Consider the following 16,894-nt stretch of genomic DNA (forward strand, 5'->3'; position numbering starts at 1 on the left):
GGTACCGACCGCGGACGGGACCGCTCGGGCACCGTTCGGTACCGTCTTCCCTCCGGTGTGACCAGGGGATATTTACGAGTCAGTACCCGAGCGGTACCGTGAAGAACATGCCAGCCCTCAATGTGGAATTCAGCGATCGCGAGCTGGAGGACCTGCGGCAGATCGCCAAGGAACGCGGTACGTCGATGAAGGCGCTCGTCCGGGAGGCCGCCGCCGCCGACATAGCCAGGCACCGCGCGCTCCAGGAGGGGGCGGAGGCCTTCCGCAGGTTCTTCGCCACCCACGCCGACGAGTTCGCCGCGGCGTTCCCCGAGGACGAGGTGTCCGTCAGGAGCGAGGGGCGGGTCGCCTGACCGATGACCCCAGTCATCCATATCGACGTGCCCTGGCTGCTCCAGCGCCACGAAGAGGTCCTGCCGGACCAGCCGACCGTCAACGACTTCTCCGCGCTCGTCGCCGCCGTCGCCCGTCACCGGGTCGACCCGCCGCGGCTCGGCGTGGACTCCGACCCGGCCTGGCGGGCGGCCGCGCTGCTGCACACCCTCGCGCTGCTCAAGCCCCTGCCCTCGGCCAACGCCCGCTTCGCCAGCGCGACCGCGGTGGCCTACATGTTCGTCAGCGGCGTCGGCATCGACCCGCCCTACGGGGCCCTCGTCGACCTGACCCGCGACCTGATCGACGGCAAGACCGACGTCTACGGCGCGGCCGACCGGCTGCGTTCCTGGCAGATCTGAGCGGCTCCGAGGAGACCCGGGCGGATCAGGAGAGCCGGGTTGATCCGCCCGTATCCGCCTGTGTCCGCCTGTGTCCGCCCGTGTTCGAGCGAATGCGGGCGGAACCGGGACGGACCCGAAGACCCGGGACCCGTACGCGCGCCGCACGCGGGGCGCCCGGTCCGCACGGCACGCGCCCGGCTCGGACGCCGACGGGGCCGGCGGAGGAGGGGGGCCGAACGCGGCGAAAGCGGGACGCAACCGGCGTCCGCTGTCGACATTCTTTCAACAGCGGCCGGGAACCTCCGGCGGCTTGTTGCGCGCGACTCGGTTGTGCGAAGGTGAGCCACTCGTGCGGGGGCCGGGGCCGGGTGCCCCGTGTTCGCCGGCGGAGGCGGACACGTGCCCCCGCCGCGCCGGACAGGTACGTACCGAAGGAAGCCGCACCGTGCTCACCCCCCAGCCCCCTCGCCCGCCCTACCCCCCGCCCGGCCCGGGACCGGGGGAATCCGACGAGTCCCTCGCCGCGGGGACCCGCGGGGGGACGGACGACGAGGTGGCCCAGTCCACCGCGGTGCTCGTCGCACGGCACTGGCAGCCGGTGCACGACTACGCGGTGATCTGCCTCGCCTCGTCCACCGGCGTCGCCTCCATGGTCACCGCCGCCGCCTTCCACCAGGTCCTCGACCGGCTGCAACTGGGCGAGCCCGGCACCGCGCTGCGCCCCCGCCTCCTGGTCGCCGTGCGCGACACCGTCCGCCGGTGGGCCGCCGACGAGGCGCTCTCCGCGACGCTGCCCGACCTCGGCAAGCCGGCCGGCGCCCGGGGGATGAAGGCCGCCCCGCCCCTGACCCCCGAGAACCGGCTGCTCGCGGAACGCGCCTTCGCGAGCCTGCCCCCGGTCGCCCGCTGCGTGCTCTGGCACGCCGAGGTCGAGGCCGAGCGCGTCACGGTCGCCGCCGGCCTGCTCGGCATGGACACCGACACCGTGACCGCCCTCCACGAACAGGCCCGGGAGAAGCTGCGCGAGGGATGCGTCCGCGCCCACCGGGAGCTCGCGCCCGGCAAGGAATGCCGGTTCTACAACCGCCTCCTCGACGTCCCCATCGGCCGCGGCGGCGACCTCCTGCCGGACGTCCGCCGACACCTGGACGCCTGCCGCTACTGCCGTGCCGCGGCGGAACAACTCGGCCACTTCGAGGGCGACCTGGGCATCCTGCTCGCCGAGGCGGTCCTCGGCTGGGGAGCCCGCCGCTACGTCGAGTCCCGGCCCGGCCGCGCCGCCCGGCAGTCCGCGCGCCTGCGCGGTTCCGCCCGGCACCGCGGCGGCCGCCCCCGCGGCACGCGCCGTGCCGCGGGACTGTTCACCCGCACCCCCTCGTCCGGCCGCGGAACCGGCGCCGGACCGCGTTCCCCGCGAGCCCTCTTCACGGGCGTGGGCCTCGCCGGGGCCGGCCTGCTCACCACCCTGCTCGCCGCCGGCCTGTGGACCGACGACGGTCCCGCCGACCCGGCCGCCTCCCCGGCCGGCGGCACCGCCTCCTCCGACAGCGGGCCCCGGGCCACCCCCACGCTCCCCTCGGGTCCCGACACCGCCCAACTCCCCGGCGCCCCGCGACAGACCCGGCTGCGCAACCTCGCCGCCGACCTGTGCCTGGACGTCCGGGGCGAGGCGAGGGCGGGCGCCGCCCTGGAACTGGCGGACTGCTCCGACGACCGGTCCCAGCAGTGGTCGTACGAGGAGGACGGGCAACTGCGCAGTCTGGCCGAGCCGCGGCTGTGCGTGGACTCCCACGCGGACGCCGGCGTCGTCATCCTGGAGGCGTGCACCGGCGCCGACACCCCGCGCGCCGACGACGTCCGCTACGACCTCACGCCGCGGGGGGAGCTGCTGCCCCGCTGGAGCGACTCCCTCGCCCTCACCGCGGCCGGCGCGGACCCCGGCGCCGACGTCGTCGTCAAGGTCCGCGACCCCTCCGACGGGCAGCGCTGGCAGACCGACGCGACACCGGCCGCCACCGGTTCGCTGTCGATCACCGGCACCGGGTCGCCCGCGGCACGCCCCGTCGAACTGTCGGACCGCACCGCCTGAGCGGCCCGCCCCCGACTCCCGTGCCGTCGGACGGCGTTCTCCTCCGGTTCCGCCGACTCCCGGACCGTCAGCCGGCGTTCTCCTCCAGGTCCGCCGGGCCGACGGTCGCCGGACCGGCGTGAGCGGACAGGGCGAGCGTGAGCTCCGGTTCGGCGAGCGGACAGCGGATCACGTGCTCCACGCCGGGCTGCCCGCGGGGAATGTTTCCGGACGATTGCCGAGCCTGGGAAAACCGGACACCCCGGCCTGCCGAGGGATCATGAAGCGCTTGCCCTGGCGGTTGGAACGTTCGAATTCCGTTACTTCACGCCACTGATTCAATACGCAAGGTTACCGAAACACGTGGGGTCGATGTGAGTTCCGGCGGCGAAGTCGGCAGACTCGCGCTCGCCGCGTCCGGCACCGACCGAGCCGGACCGGCACACCCTCGAAACGAGCGGAAGGATGCACACAATGCGGAACACCGCGCGCTGGGCAGCGACCCTGGGCCTCACGGCCGCCGCAGTCTGCGGGCCCCTCACCGGGTCCGCGCTCGCCGCCCCGGCCGCCCCGGCCTCGCTCTACGCCCCGTCGGCCCTGGTGCTCACCCTCGGGCACGGAGAGAGCGCCGCCGTCGCCGGCCCGGCCCGGGCCGTCACCCTCACCTGTGCGCCGGGCCCCTCCGGCAGCCACCCCGCCGCCGCCTCGGCCTGCGCCGAACTGCGGTCGGCCGGCGGCGACCTGGAGCTGCTGGCCGACCCGGGTGACGCCTGGTGCACCAGGGAGTACGACCCGGTGGTCGTCACCGTCGACGGGGTGTGGCAGGGCAAGCGCGTCTCCTACGAGCGCACCTTCTCCAACGAGTGCGTGAAGAACTCCTCCGGGAGTGTCCTCTTCGCGTTCTGAGACCGGGGTCGCGTGGCTCCGTGGGCAAGTGAACGGCTCGTGACGTGGGGAGTGCGAGCCACTGACACGGACGACACGGCGATCCCGCGACCAGGGGCCGGCGGGCAGTGTGGGGCTGCCCGCCGGCCCCTGGCACACGCGCGCGACGCCCCGCGGGGCGGGCCGGTCAGGCCCGGTCGCGGTGGCTCGTGTCGCACCACGGGTAGCGGCGGCTGCGCCGGCAGGTGCACAGGGCGACCCGGAAGCGGTCGGAGACGACCGTGGAACCGTCCTCCAGCTCCACCTCGACGGGCCCCTCGACCAGCAGGGGCCCCTTGCGCTGCACGCTGAGCCGGCGCGGCCGGTCAGCGGGGGAGTTCGGCACGGACGACCACCAGTTCCTCGTTGTTCTCGTCACCGGACAGCAGGCCCCGCCGCCGCAGCCACTCCTCCCGGGAGCGCAGGACGGGCCCGAACGGAATGCGGTGGCGCCGCGTCACGGCCGCCTTCAGGTCCGCCGCGCGCAGGTGCCCGACGGTCCGGTCCGGGTCGCTCAGCGCGGAGTGCACCAGCAGCAGCACCCCGCCAGGCCGCAGCAGCCCCGGCACCTCGCGGCAGATCCGGTCCAGCACCAGCCTGCCGTCGTCGCCCGCGTCCCAGGCGCGGGCCGGTCCGCGCGGCGCGCGGTCGCCGCTCGGCGCGGGCACATAGGGCGGATTGGCCAGGACCAGGTCGAAGGTCCGGCCCCGCACCGGTTCGAAGAGGTTCCCGCGCAGCACGCGCACCGGCAGCCCGGCCCGCCGCGCGTTCCAGCGGGCGGCGTACACCGCCCGCCGGGACACGTCGACGGCGGTCACGCGGGTTCCCCGTCGCGCGGCCTCCAGGGCCAGCGCGCCGGAGCCGGTGCCGACGTCGAGGACGTCGGCACCCGGCGGCAGGGATTCTTCGGACAGCGCCCCGGCCAGCAGGTCGGTGTCCTCCTGAGGGGCGTACACGCCCGGAAGTACCAGCGTATTCACGGCCGCCGAGTACCCGGGCAATCAAGAAATATGGGCCATCTCGGAAGGAAGGGGGGTGCGCAGCGAGGAACGGCCGGCCCGCCAGGAGGCGAGCAGCCGGGCGGCCAGCCGGTCCTCCAGCAGGGTGGTGACACCGACGCCGAACACCACGTCGGCGGCGAGCTGCGGCTCCTCCTCGAGCAGACCGCCGATCACCTCGTGCCGTACGACCTGCTCGTGGACCGCGTCGGCCTCGACGTGCTCGTCGTAGAAGTGCTCGGCGGCCGGGCCGGCGCCCGCGCGGCGCATCGCCTCCGCGAGCCGCCGGGAACCCGGCGAGGAGGTGATCTCCACCGTCGCGAAGTGACCGACCAGCGCGCCGCGCAGACGTCGGTGCAGGCCGAGCAGCGACATGACGTTGACCGTGGCCAGCGCCTCGGCGCAGGCGGCCTCCACGTAGCGGCCGTACGCGGTGTCCAGGCCGAGGTCCGTCATCAGGTCCGCGAACAGCCGTGCGTGCACCCGCTCGGGGCGGCCGCCGCCGTACTCGTCGAACTCCACCGCCGCCATCCCGGCCTTGGCGCGCCCCCACAGCCGCGGCAGCACCCAGGCGTGCGGGTCGGCCTCCTTGAGGTGGTAGAGGGAGCGCTGGGCCGCGTACTCGCGCAGCTGCCACAACTCGCCCTCGTCGCGCAGGAAGTGGGAGACGCCGCTGCCGTCCACCGGTTCGACCAGCAGCTCCGCGAGCGCGTCCTCGACACTGTCGTGAACCGGCGTGTCGGCGCGCAGGGCGGTCAGGAAGCGGTCTTCGAGCGCGGCGCGCAGCCGCAGCAGGTCGGGGTCCCACTCCAGGCCGGCGCTCACCCCGGCGAAGCCGCGGTAGTGCAGCTCGTAGCAGAGGTAGAGGGCCAGCTGGAGGTCGTCGCCGTACGCGGGCGCGCCCGCCACCGCTCCGGCGGGCAGCAGGGGGCCCGTGCCCAGCAGGTACTCCCGGACAGCCGCGGAGACGGGGCCGCGGGCGACGGGAAGCCGTGGTCCTTCGTGTGCCATGGCGGCCGGGTACCCCCTCGGCCGCCGGTCATCCTCCGGCCGCCGGCCGCCCCCGCCGTCCACTGCCTTCCGGCCGCCGGTCGTCCCCCCGAGTCGGCCGGGCCCGCAGGGGTACTCGGCAGCGTCATGAAGGCACTCGTGATCAACTGCACGCTCAAGAGGTCGCCGGAACCCTCCAACACCGAGGCGCTCGCCCGGGTCGTGGTGGACGCGCTGGAGAAGGACGGGGTCCGGGTCGAGGTGGTCCGGGCCGTCGACCTGGACATCGAACCCGGCGTCACCAGCGACCCCGTCCGCGAGGGCGACGGCTGGCCGGCGGTGCACGCCGGGCTGCTGGACGCCGAGATCCTGGTCATGGCCTCGCCGACCTGGCTGGGCCGGCCGTCCTCCGTCGCCCAGCGGGTGCTGGAGCGGATGGACGCGATGCTCTCCGAGACCGACGACGAGGACCGCCCCGTCGCCTACAACCGGGTCGCGGGCGTCGTCGTCACCGGCAACGAGGACGGCGCCCACCACGTCATCGGCGAGATCTCCGGCGCGCTGGCCGACATCGGCTACACCGTTCCGGGCCAGGCCTGGACGTACTGGCACCTGGGCCCCGGAGCCGGACCCGACTACCTCGACGAGCAGCGCGGCCGCGACTGGTCGCACCGCACCGGACGAGCCATGGCCGCCAATCTGGCGGGGGTCGCCCGGGCCCTCGCCGAACGCCCGCTGGGGCCGCCGCCGGGCTGAGCCGGTCGAACAGGGCCGGGCCGCCGGTACGTCCGGCGGGCCGGGCCCGTCCGGCCGGGCCCGTCCGGCCGGGCCCGGCGGGTGGTTCCGCCGGGGGGAACGGGGCGGGCCGGTCTGGTCGGGCAGGGCGGGCCGGTCGGTCCGGCCGTCGGGCCGGTCGGATCGAGCTCAGCAGGGCTGATCCGGTGGGGCCGGGTCCGGTGGGTGGTTCCCTGGGGCCGGGCCGGTGGTGCCGGGCCGGGGTGAGCCGGTCGGGCTGGGCTGATCCGGTGGGGCCGGGTCCGGTGGGTGGTTCCCTGGGGCCGGGCCGGGCCGGTGGTGCCGGGCCGGGCCGGGGTGAGCCGGTCGGGCTGGGCTGAGCCGGTGGGGCGGAGCGAGCCGGTCGGGTCGGGGCATGCGGGTTCCGTCCGTCGGGCCCGGTCGGCGGTTCCGCCGGGTCGGCCCGTCGATCCGGCCCGGCCGGCCCGCCGGGCACCCGGGGAACGCCCGGCGGCCTCGGCCCGGCGGCCGTCAGTCCCCGCGGGACTCCTCCTGGGCCCGGGTGTTCGGGGTGACGGCCTCGCCGGCCTCGCCCCGGCCGTGACGGCTCTGCTGCTCCTCGTCGGTGCGGCGCTCGGCCTCCTCGATCTCCCGCATCACCTCTTCGAGCGCGGTCCGGGGCCGGTCCCGCCGGTCCTCGCCGGTGCCCTGTTCCTCGTGCTCGTCCCGGTCGTCGGGGCGCTGGGCGTCCTCTGACATGGATGGCTCCCTTCCTCTCGATGCCGGGTCTGCGCTTCCGCGCGGCGCCCGGCCGGGTTCGGTCAGTTCGTGACGGCGGCCGCGACCCGCAGGGGCACCGGTTCCACGGGCGCCGGCTCCTCGGGCGCCGGTTCCTCGGAGAGCCGGATCACCTCCGCCCACCAGGACGAGCCCTCCTCGATGTGCCGCAGCAGGACGCCCTCGCGGATCGCCCACGGGCAGACGGTGACCGTCCTGAGGCCGATCAGCTTCATCGCCGTGTGCCCGACCACCGCGCCGGCCAGGCTCTGCGCGGCGCGCGGCGCGGAGATGCCGGGCAGATCGGCACGGGCCGCGACCGGCAGCCGTGCCAGCATGACCACCGCCTCGCCCAGATCGGCGGCGTTCAGCGTGCGGGCGACGAACGGGCCGTGGCGGCCGGGCGGGGCCCCGCACAACCGGGCCAGCTGCTGGAACGTACGCGAGGTGACCACCGCGGTGCGCGGCCCCTCCCAGCGGATCCGGGCGGCCACGTCCCGGAGCTGGTGGCGCACCCTGCGGCGCAGTTCGCGCACCCGGTCCGGGGGCGGCGGGTCCTCGTCCGCGAAGAACTCGTGGGTCAGCCGTCCGGCCCCCAGCGGCAGCGACGCCACGAAGTCCGGCAGTCGGCCCCGCCCGAACGCCACCTCGAAGGAGCCGCCGCCGATGTCCATCAGCGCGAGCGGCCCCGCCCGCCAGCCCATCCAGCGCCGGGCCCCGAGGAACGTCAGCTCGGCCTCCACCTCGCCCGGCAGGGTGCACAGCGGGACACCGCTGCGCGCGGTGACCGCGTGCAGCACCTCCCGCCGGTTCGGGGCGTTGCGCACCACGGCGGTCGCGAAGGCCAGCGGGCTCGTCGCGCCCCAGCGGGCCGCCGTACGGTCCGCGGCGGCGACCGCGTCGCCCAGGCGCTCGACCGCCTCGTCGGGGACGGGTTCGCCCGGCTTGACCTGTTCGGACAGCCGCAGCCGCCACTTCGCCGTGTGCACCGGCAGCGGAACGCCGTCCCGCGCGTCCGCCACCACCAACCGCACGGTGTTGGATCCCACGTCCAGCACGCTGATTCTCATGGCCGGTCGAGTACCCGGCGGGACCGCCTCCTACGTCGGTCCCCGGCAGCCGACTTCCTCACACCGACACCGGGACACCGGGGAATCGGACACCGGGGAATCGGACACCGGGGTACGGGGACCCTCGGGTGCCGGGTGCCGGGTGCCGGGTGCCGGGTGCCGGGCGACCAGGCGTCCCGTGTGCCGCAGTGCCGTCGCCCCGCCGCCTCAGGTCAGCTGCCGCCGCACCAGCTCGCGCAGCCGCCCGCCGGCGTCCGCGAGCAGCAGGGACGGCGGACCCTGCTCGACGACCCTGCCGTCCTCCATCACCACGACCCGGTCGGCGTCCAGCACCGTCGACAGGCGGTGGGCGATGACGACGCGGGTGGCGTCGAGCCCCCGGGTGCTGTCGATGACCGTGCGCTGGGTCTCGTTGTCCAGGGCGCTGGTCGCCTCGTCGAGGAAGAGGATCCGCGGCCGCCGGATCAGCGCCTGGGCGATCATCAGCCGCTGGCGCTGACCGCCCGAGACCGAGCCGCTGCCCGAGACGATCGTGTGCAGCCCCATCGGCATCCGCTCGATGTCCTCGGCGAGGCCCGCCATCGCGGCCGCCGCCATCGCCTCCTCGGGCGTGTACGATCCGGTGCCGCAGATGACGTCCAGGATCGAGCCGGTGAACGGCTGGGCGTGCTGGAGCACCACCCCGCACTGCCGGCGCACGGCCGACTGGTCGAGGGCCGCCAGGTCCTGCCCGTCGTACAGCACGCTGCCCGAGACCGGGCGGTCGAAGCCGATGAGCAGGCGCAGCAGCGTGGACTTGCCGCAGCCGCTGGGGCCGACGACCGCCACGAACTCGCCCGGCCGTACCGCGAAGGACACGTCGTCCAGGACCAGGGGGCCGTCGTCGGAGTAGCGGAACGACAGCCGGCGGGCCTCGACCGCGCCGGACAGCGGGCCCGGCCGGGCACCGTCCGCCCGTACCTCCGGGGTGGCCTCCAGCACCGGCCGGATCTCCTCGAACAGCGGCAGCGCGGCCACCGCCGACACGAACGCCCCGGTCAGCGAGATCACCGAGGTGAGGAGCATCGTCAACGACGTGTGGAAGGTGAGGAAGTCCGCCGCCGACAGCGCGCCGCGCGCCGGACCGGCCAGCAGCATGAACATCAGCAGCGAGCACAGCGGCAGGTGGACCGCCCCGAGGACCGTGCTGAGGTTCTTGATCCGGCCGAGCCGCTGCTGGAGTTCACGGCTGCGGGCGAACTCGCCGGCCCAGGCGGCGTAGGCGTAGTTCTCCGCGGCCGCGATCCGCAGCTTCGGCAGGCCGCGCAGGGTCTGGAACGCCTGGTTGTTCAGCTTGTTGGAGAGCGTGACCAGCCTGCGCTGCCAGCGCACCTGCCACAGCCCGAGCCCCAGGAACACGGCGGCGACGACGGTGAGCATGCCGATCGCGGCCAGTGCCAGCGGGACGCTGTACCAGAGCAGCAGGCCCAGGTTCACGGCCCCGACGGTGACGGACTGCACGACCGACGGGCCGATGCCCGCCAGCAGCCGGCGGATCGCGCTGATGCCCATGGCCGCGCTCGCCAGCTCCCCCGTGGAGCGCTCGGCGAAGAACCGCGTCGGCAGCCGCAACAGCCGGTCCCACACGGCCGGCTGGAGCGTGGCCTCGATGCGGCCCTCCAGCCGCAGGACCGTCATGTTCTGCAGCAGCAGGAACGCCGCCGCGATCACCCCGCCGACCAGCACGGCCAGGCAGGCCTGCCCGACCAGCCCCTGCTGGGCCCTCGGCACGTACTCGCCGAGCACCTTGCCGGTGGCGATGGGCACCAGCGCGCCGACCACCACCGTGACGAGCCCGCTGAGCAGCAGGTTCGCCAGGTCGCGGCCGGTGCCCCGCATGCTGAACCGCAGCAGTCCCAGCGGACCGGGCCGCCGCTCGGGCAGCGGACGGTAGAACATGACGGCCCGCGGCGCGAACTCCGCCTCGTTGGCCTTCTCCACCGGTGTCTCGCGGCCGGTGGCGGGGTGGACGGCGACATAGCCGCCGCGCCGCCACAGCAGGGCGACCGGCGTCCCCGACAGCGCCCGGTGGCCCACCAGCGGGCCGACGTCGTCGCGCCACCAGCGGCGGTCCAGCCGCACGGCGCGGGTGCGCACGCGGGAGGCCAGCGCGATCCGCTCGACCGGGTCGAGACGGTCGTCGCCGGCGCCCGTCCGGGACGGCTCCACCAGGGCGATGCCGGCCGCCCGCGCGACCAGCCGGCAGGCGGCGAACGTGGCGTCCGCGTCGGCGGCCGTCGCGCGCGGCCCCGCCTTGTGGCCGATCGACGCCAGCAGGGTCCGGTCGGCCTGCGCGCGCACCGCCTCACCGGCCTCGATGCCGGCGGCCGTGCGGGTCTCGTGGGCGTGCTCCAGCTGCTCGATCCAGCGGTCCAGGACGGTCAGCAGGCGGTACTGCTGGTCGACCACGGACTGCCACAAGGCCGGGTCCATCAGCAGGTCGGCGGCGGCCTCCGCCTCGTACGGCGAGCCGTACCGGACGCTGCCGGGCGGCACCTGCATCCAGAACACGTCGTCGTCGTCCCCCGCGCCCGCCCGTGCGGCGGTGACCCCGTCCCGCGCGGTCCGCTCGGCGGCCGTCGGCGCCCGGAAGAGGACGGCCAGTCCGCGGCCGACGCCGAGGGCGAGGGCGTACTCCAGCGGGCTCGACGCGGGCGGTACGTGCCGGGGGGCGCCGTGCTCGTCGTAGGACCAGGTCCCGGTGCCCGCCTGCCGGTGCAGCTCGCGCAGGGCGACACGGTGCACCACGCAGTCGCGCAGCGGGCGGGCCACCAGGGTGTGCCGGGGGCCGGCGACCGGGCCGAGCAGCAGTGCGCCCGCCTCCAGCCGGCCCAGGTGATGCCAGTGGCCCGCCCGCTCGGCGTCCACCGCGAACAGGTCCAGTGCGCCGGCCGCGACCAGCCACAGCACCTGCGGACCCTCCAGGTCGAGCGGGCCGGTCCCGGCGCACTCCAGCCGCGTGCCCGCACCTCCCAGCGCCGACAGGACGGCATCGCCTCCGGGCACGGCGCCTGCGTGCACGGCGCCTCCCGGTACGGCGCCTTCGGGTACGGCCGTCATCTCATCTCTCCCTGACCAGTGCCGCGTACGCCCCGCCGCGCGCGAGGAGGTCCTCGTGCCGTCCGCGCTCCACGACCGTGCCGTGCGCGAGGACGACGATCTCGTCGCTGTCGCGCACCGTGCTGAGCCGGTGGGCGATCACCACGCAGGCGCAGCCGCGCCGGCGCAGGTTGTCCATGACGGTCTGCTCGGTCTCCGCGTCCAGCGCGCTGGTCACCTCGTCCAGCACCAGGACGCTGGGCCGGCGCACCAGCGCCCGTGCGATCTCCAGGCGTTGGCGCTGCCCGCCGGAGAAGTTGCGGCCGTCCTGCTCGACCCGGCCGTGGATGCCGCCGGGCCGCCGCACGACGACGTCGTACAGGGCGGCGTCCCGCAGCGCCTCCACCACCGCGTCGTCGGGGATCGAGGGGTCCCACAGCGCCACGTTGTCGCGGACCGTGCCCTCGAAGAGGAACACCTCCTGGTCGACGAAGGAGACCGAGGCGGCGAGCGCCCCGCGCGGGATGTCCTCCAGGCGCTGTCCGTCGATGCGGATCACGCCCTCCCACGGTGCGTACAGCCCCGAGATCAGCCGGGACACCGTCGACTTGCCGCTGCCCGAGCCGCCCACGAGCGCCACCTGCTGCCCCGGCCCGACACTCAGGTCGAAGCCGGTCAGCAGCGGCGCGTCCAGCGGGCTGTAGCCGAAGCCGACGTTCTCCAGCTCGACCTGGCCGCGCAGCCGGCGGGTGGAGTCCCCGCCGGAGCGGCGGTCGTAGAGCGGGTCGGCGGGGAAGTCCTCCACGTCCTTCAGCCGGGCCACGTCCGCCGCGAAGTCCTGGATGCGTCCCGCGACGCCGTTGAGCCGGGTCAGGGGAGCGGTGAAGCGGGCGACCAGCGCCTGGAAGGCGACCAGCAGACCCACCGAGACGGCGCCCTCGATCGCCCGCATCCCGCCGATCCACAGGATCAGCGCGCTGTTGACGGTCGCGAGCGTCGGCGCGACCACGCCCAGCCAGGCGCTCGGCACGCCGAGCCGCTGCTGCTCCTCCAGCGTGGTGGCGTGCTGCCCGGCCCACTTGCGGAAGTAGCCGTCCTCACCGCCGGTCGCCTTCATGGTCTCGATCAACTGGAGTCCGGTGTAAGCCGTGTTGGTCAGCCGCGCGGTGTCCGCGCGCAGCTTCGCCGTCCGGGTCGCGCGCAGCCGGATCACCACCCGCACGGCGACCAGGTTCAGCAGGGCCACGCCGACGCCGACGAACGTCAGCTGCGGGTCGTAGGCGTAGAGCAGGACCGCGTACAGGACGACGACCACCGCGTCCACGCCCGCCGACGCGAGGTCGCGGGCCAGGGTCTCGGCCACCGCGTCGTTCGACTGGAGGCGCTGCACCAGGTCGGCCGGGCTGCGCTGGGAGAAGAAGGTGACCGGCAGCCGCAGCAGATGGCGCAGGAAGCGGGAGCCGGACAGCGTCGAGGAGACGATCCGTCCGTGGTGCAGGTTGGCCTGCTGGAGCCAGGTCAGCGCGAGGGTGAGCAGCACGCACGCCCCCATGGACGCGAACAGCACCTCCAGCAGCGAGGTCTGACCGCCGATCAGGAACGTGTCGATCCAGGTCCGGCTCAACGCCGGTACCGCCGCGCCCACCACGACCAGCAGCAGGCTCGCCAGCACGGCGGCCGGCAGGGTGCCCGCGGTGCCGCGCAGCCGGGCCGGCACCGCGCCCAGCACTCCCGGTCTGCGCCCGCCGCGCGCGAAGTCCTCGCCGGGCTCCAGCACCAGCACCACGCCGGTGAAGCCGCCGTCGAATTCCTCCATCGGCACGAACCGGCGGCCCTTGCCGGGGTCGTTGAGGAAGACCCCCCGGCGGCCGAAGCGGCGGCCCATGCCCTCGTAGACGACGTAGTGGTTGAACTCCCAGAAGAGGATCGCGGGCGCCCGCACCTCGGCGAGGGCCGCCAGGTCCATCTGCATGCCCTTGGCGGTGAGGCCGTGACCGCGGGCCGCCTTCAGCAGGTTGCTCGCGCGTGAGCCGTCCCGCGACACCCCGCACGCGATGCGCAGCTCCTCCAGCGGGACGTGCCGGCCGTAGTGGCCGAGGACCATGGCGAGGGAGGCGGCACCGCACTCCACGGCCTCCATCTGGAGCACGGTGGGCGTGCGGACGGTCCCCGTCCGGCTCCGGGGCACCGAACGCCGGGGCACCGAACGCCGGGGCACCGAACGCCGGGGCGGCGCGGCCCGCCGCCTGCCGCGGGTGCCGGACGCGGTCACGGGAGCAGCCAGTCGACGGGACGCCGGTCGGCCAGCCGGATCGACGCCGTGGCCAGGGTCATGGAGGTGAGCGCGTACGGCGGCCCGTCCGCGGACGACCACCGGTAGCCGCTCGCCGTCGCGGAGGACGCGTCGAGACGGACCAGGACCGCCACCGGGCGGCCCTCCCTCGTGAACTGCTCGCCCAGCTGGCCGTCGCCGAGGAAGGCGGCGATCTGCCGCGCCGACCGCGCCGCGCGGCCCACGGACTCCACATGGCCGCGCAGCACGCCGTACCGCTGGGACGGCACGGTCTGCACGGTCAGGTCGACGGGGGCGTCCGCGGGGACGGAACCCGCGTTCTCCGTCGGCACGTACACCGTGGCGTACAGCGGGGCGTCGGCCTTCGCGACCTTCTCCACGGCGGCGACGTCCGCGCCGGTCGCGACGATCTGCCCGAGGGCGGCGGCGAGGGCGGTGATCCGGCCCGCGGCGACCGTGCGCACCACGGTCTCGCCGTCGGCCGTCCGCACCCTCAGCACGGGGGAGCCGGCGGGGAGCCGCTCGCCCTCCTCCGCGAGGACCGCGGTGACCTGACCGGCGGCGGGGCTCTGGAGGACGTAGCTGCCCTCGCCGTGGGTGAGGACGGCGGGCGCGCTCACGGTGGAGGCGACCGAACCGGTCACCGCCCACACGGACGCGGCGGCCATGACGGCCACGGTCACGGACAGCACCAGCCACCCCTGGGGGCGGGCGAAGCGCACCGGCAGGTCGAGCTCCTCCGGCGACCGGAGCCTGGTGAGGGCCTGTTGGCGGAACTGCACGGGTCCTCCCTCGGGATCTCACGGCACCGACCCGGGGCGGTACGGCACCGACTGGGCTTCTGCGCCGACCGGTTCGGGGCGGTACGGCACCGAAGAGTCCCGGAACCGGGTGACGGCTCCGGGACTCAGGGGTTCACGAGGCGGCGATCAGAGACCGGCGACCAGGTTGGTGACCGGGGCGGTGCTCAGGCCGGTCACGCCCTCCACGGTGCCGACGGCGGTGTCGACCAGGCCGGAGACCGGGGCGATGCCGTCCACCAGACCGGTGACGGTGCCGACGGCGTTCACGGAGAGGCCACCGGAGACGTTGTCGAGGTCGGCGTCGGAGATCTCGGCGGTCTGGACCTGGGGGGTGGAGTTCATGGGGGGACTTCCCTTCATATGGATGTTCACAAGGGGGGAGCGGCCCCCTCTGGGGACAGACGACGGCCGCGTCCGAGGGCACCGAAGGCCCGTTTCCACGGACCCCGGGGGCCCCGCGGTGCGATGGATCAAAGCAGGTCCGCCGCCGGCGTCTCCAATCGATCACCCTCCCCACCAGGCAACTCGCATCACAGTGGCGTCACGGCGTGCAGGTGTGACCACGCCTTGTCGGCCACTTCTTCACAGCCCGGGCCGGTACCGCTCCGACGAGCGGCGCACGCCTTCGCGGCGAATCCGGCACACCCGCCCCAAGGGCACGGCGGGGCCCGCGCGGTTGTGCAGAAGCTCCGCGTCCCGTGACCCCCTTGGGCAATCGGTGTGCAGATTCTCCGAAGCGGGGATTCCGCTTCCGGTCGGCACGTTCCGTCGACCACGGGTCACTCCCGGTGTCGCGCCGGAGGGGTCCCGAGGGGCGCGGACGGCGCTCGCCCGCGCGGCCGGCCCGCCCGCCGGCCCACCGGGCGGCCCGGCCGGTGTCCCCGGGCTCCGGTCGCGGCCGATTCACCGGTTCGCAAAGGAAGTTGGCAAACAACGTTGAACGCACCGCGCGTCTCCTGCGTACCCATCGGCAACCAGGCGCCGCTGTACGGAGCTGCCGCCCCCGGCAGCCGGACCCCGTCCCCCCAGGAGGTCGAGTCTCTTGAGTCACAAGCGAATCCCGAAACGCAAGGCAGCGATAGCGGTGGGCGGTGTCGCGGCGCTCGGGGCGGCGGCGCTCCTGCTTCCGCACGCCAACGCCTCCCAGGACGGCGGCGGCACGGCCGCCGCGGCGCCGAAGACCCTGAAGGCGGCGGACGCCTCGGACCTCGCCTCCCGGCTGCAGAACCTGCTCGGCGAGGCCTTCGCGGGCTCGTACTACGACACCGGCGGCAAGCAGCTCGTCGTCAACGTCGTCGACGTCTCCGGCGACCGGAACGACGTCGTCGTCCAGGCCGAGCGGGCCGGCGCGAAGATACGCGAGGTCGAGAACAGCACCGCCGAACTCGAGGCCGCCGCCAGGACCCTCAAGGCCGACGCGACCATCCCGGGCACCGCCTGGGCGGTCGACCCGCGGACCAACAAGATCCTCGTCACCGCCGACTCCACGGTCACCGGCGGCAGGTGGGACCGGCTGGAGTCGACCGTCCGCGGCCTCGGCGACGGCACGGCCACCATCAAGAAGTCGGCCGGCACTTTCAAGACCTTCGTCTCGGGCGGTGACGCCATCTTCGCCGGCGGCGCGCGCTGCTCGCTCGGCTTCAACGTCACCGCGGGAGACGGCTCCCCGGCCTTCCTGACGGCCGGTCACTGCGGGGTCGCGGCCGAGGCCTGGTCCGACTCCGCGGCCGGTGAGCCCATCGCCACCGTCGACCAGGCCGTCTTCCCCGGCGACGGCGACTTCGCACTCGTGAAGTACGACGACCCGGCCACGGTCGCCCCCAGCGAGGTCGACCTCGGTCAGCAGACCGTCCAGATCTCGGGGGCCGCCGACGCGACCGTCGGCACCCAGGTCCTCCGGATGGGCAGCACCACCGGTCTCGCCGACGGACAGGTCCTCGGCCTCGACGCCACCGTCAACTACCCCGAGGGCACCGTCACGGGCCTCATCCAGACCGACGTGTGCGCCGAGCCCGGCGACAGCGGCGGCTCGCTGTTCACCCAGGACGGTCTCGCGATCGGCCTGACCTCCGGCGGCAGCGGCGACTGCACGGCCGGCGGCGAGACCTTCTTCCAGCCGGTGACCACCGCCCTGGAGGCGGTCGGCGCGACCCTCGGCAACGGCGGGGCCGGCCAGGGCGTCGGCGCCGACGACGGCGTCGGCGGCGAGGAGGCGGGCGCCGGCGCGGGTGACGGCGCCGACGCGGGCGCCGGCGAGCAGGCCGGCGGCGACACCGGTGCCGGCGCCGGTGAGGAGGCCGGAGCCGGTGAGCAGGCCGGAGCCGGTCACGAAGCGGGCGGGCAGGACGCCGCCGGCGACGCCGGTGCCGGGAACCACGGCGACGGTGCCCAGGACGACCAAGGACTGACCGAGACCCACTGACGCACCGCTGCCCGAACCGC

The 16,894-nt window shown here is 74.9% G+C and carries 15 protein-coding genes and 1 pseudogene; 6 read left to right on the plus strand and 10 right to left on the minus strand.

Annotation, left to right across the window (positions count from 1 at the left end; all coding sequences use genetic code 11):
* Positions 1 to 107 precede the first annotated feature (107 nt).
* The 3 genes from ACZ5FU_RS22570 to ACZ5FU_RS22580 all read left to right on the plus strand — a co-directional run bounded on the left by ACZ5FU_RS22570 (position 108) and on the right by ACZ5FU_RS22580 (position 2,805).
* Positions 108 to 353, plus strand: coding sequence for a hypothetical protein (locus tag ACZ5FU_RS22570; protein WP_451527628.1), 246 nt, complete (start codon positions 108 to 110; stop codon positions 351 to 353).
* Positions 354 to 356: 3 nt separating this feature from the next.
* Positions 357 to 734, plus strand: coding sequence for a toxin Doc (locus ACZ5FU_RS22575; protein ID WP_382786019.1), 378 nt, complete (start codon positions 357 to 359; stop codon positions 732 to 734).
* 427 nt (positions 735 to 1,161) lie between these two features.
* Positions 1,162 to 2,805, plus strand: coding sequence for a ricin-type beta-trefoil lectin domain protein (locus ACZ5FU_RS22580; protein WP_451778131.1), 1,644 nt, complete (start codon positions 1,162 to 1,164; stop codon positions 2,803 to 2,805).
* Between the two features lie 67 nt (positions 2,806 to 2,872).
* On the opposite strand, the pseudogene ACZ5FU_RS22585 reads toward ACZ5FU_RS22580, so the two are convergent.
* Positions 2,873 to 2,998: pseudogene (locus ACZ5FU_RS22585) on the minus strand (alpha-hydroxy-acid oxidizing protein); the annotation flags it as partial.
* Between the two features lie 260 nt (positions 2,999 to 3,258).
* Between ACZ5FU_RS22585 and ACZ5FU_RS22590 the strand changes: the two are divergent.
* Complete coding sequence (locus ACZ5FU_RS22590; RefSeq protein WP_451527630.1) at positions 3,259 to 3,690, plus strand: protease inhibitor; 432 nt, start codon at positions 3,259 to 3,261, stop codon at positions 3,688 to 3,690.
* Positions 3,691 to 3,856: 166 nt separating this feature from the next.
* On the opposite strand, the gene ACZ5FU_RS22595 is transcribed toward ACZ5FU_RS22590, so the two are convergent.
* From ACZ5FU_RS22595 to ACZ5FU_RS22605, 3 genes are read right to left on the minus strand one after another with little or no spacing between them, the layout of a single operon-like run.
* Positions 3,857 to 4,054 carry a CDGSH iron-sulfur domain-containing protein gene (locus ACZ5FU_RS22595; RefSeq protein WP_366056508.1) on the minus strand — a complete coding sequence of 66 codons (198 nt, stop codon included), beginning with the start codon at positions 4,052 to 4,054 and terminating at the stop codon, positions 3,857 to 3,859.
* On the minus strand, positions 4,035 to 4,664 hold the full coding sequence (locus ACZ5FU_RS22600; RefSeq protein WP_451527631.1) for a HemK2/MTQ2 family protein methyltransferase: 630 nt from the start codon (positions 4,662 to 4,664) through the stop codon (positions 4,035 to 4,037). Before ACZ5FU_RS22600 ends, ACZ5FU_RS22595 begins: the two co-directional genes overlap by 20 nt.
* Before the next feature lie 45 nt (positions 4,665 to 4,709).
* Positions 4,710 to 5,717 (minus strand): iron-containing redox enzyme family protein, encoded by a 1,008-nt coding sequence (locus ACZ5FU_RS22605; protein WP_468836359.1) that lies wholly within the window; start codon positions 5,715 to 5,717, stop codon positions 4,710 to 4,712.
* Positions 5,718 to 5,843: 126 nt separating this feature from the next.
* Between ACZ5FU_RS22605 and ACZ5FU_RS22610 the strand changes: the two genes are divergently transcribed.
* Positions 5,844 to 6,452: a flavodoxin family protein gene (locus ACZ5FU_RS22610; protein ID WP_468643294.1), complete on the plus strand. Its 609-nt coding sequence runs from the start codon at positions 5,844 to 5,846 to the stop codon at positions 6,450 to 6,452.
* A 510-nt stretch (positions 6,453 to 6,962) separates the two neighbouring features.
* Here the strand turns inward: ACZ5FU_RS22610 and ACZ5FU_RS22615 are convergent.
* From ACZ5FU_RS22615 to ACZ5FU_RS22640, 6 genes are all read right to left on the minus strand, one after another.
* On the minus strand, positions 6,963 to 7,190 hold the full coding sequence (locus ACZ5FU_RS22615; protein WP_451527634.1) for a hypothetical protein: 228 nt from the start codon (positions 7,188 to 7,190) through the stop codon (positions 6,963 to 6,965).
* A gap of 62 nt (positions 7,191 to 7,252) precedes the next feature.
* Complete coding sequence (locus ACZ5FU_RS22620) at positions 7,253 to 8,278, minus strand: Ppx/GppA family phosphatase (RefSeq protein ID WP_451527635.1); 1,026 nt, start codon at positions 8,276 to 8,278, stop codon at positions 7,253 to 7,255.
* Positions 8,279 to 8,485: 207 nt separating this feature from the next.
* On the minus strand, positions 8,486 to 11,377 hold the full coding sequence (locus tag ACZ5FU_RS22625; protein ID WP_468836362.1) for an NHLP bacteriocin export ABC transporter permease/ATPase subunit: 2,892 nt from the start codon (positions 11,375 to 11,377) through the stop codon (positions 8,486 to 8,488).
* A gap of 1 nt (position 11,378) precedes the next feature.
* The gene (locus ACZ5FU_RS22630; protein ID WP_469046483.1) at positions 11,379 to 13,496 is read right to left on the minus strand and encodes an NHLP family bacteriocin export ABC transporter peptidase/permease/ATPase subunit; all 2,118 of its coding nucleotides are present in this window, start codon (positions 13,494 to 13,496) and stop codon (positions 11,379 to 11,381) included.
* A 128-nt stretch (positions 13,497 to 13,624) separates the two neighbouring features.
* Positions 13,625 to 14,431 carry a hypothetical protein gene (locus ACZ5FU_RS22635; RefSeq protein WP_469046485.1) on the minus strand — a complete coding sequence of 269 codons (807 nt, stop codon included), beginning with the start codon at positions 14,429 to 14,431 and terminating at the stop codon, positions 13,625 to 13,627.
* Positions 14,432 to 14,578: 147 nt separating this feature from the next.
* Positions 14,579 to 14,794 (minus strand): type A2 lantipeptide, encoded by a 216-nt coding sequence (locus tag ACZ5FU_RS22640; RefSeq protein WP_451527638.1) that lies wholly within the window; start codon positions 14,792 to 14,794, stop codon positions 14,579 to 14,581.
* A 700-nt stretch (positions 14,795 to 15,494) separates the two neighbouring features.
* On the opposite strand from ACZ5FU_RS22640, the gene ACZ5FU_RS22645 reads away from it, so the two are divergent.
* Positions 15,495 to 16,874, plus strand: coding sequence for a S1 family peptidase (locus ACZ5FU_RS22645; RefSeq protein WP_469046487.1), 1,380 nt, complete (start codon positions 15,495 to 15,497; stop codon positions 16,872 to 16,874).
* Positions 16,875 to 16,894: the final 20 nt, after the last annotated feature.

The sequence above is a fragment of the Streptomyces sp. NPDC031554 genome (genome assembly GCF_055580685.1).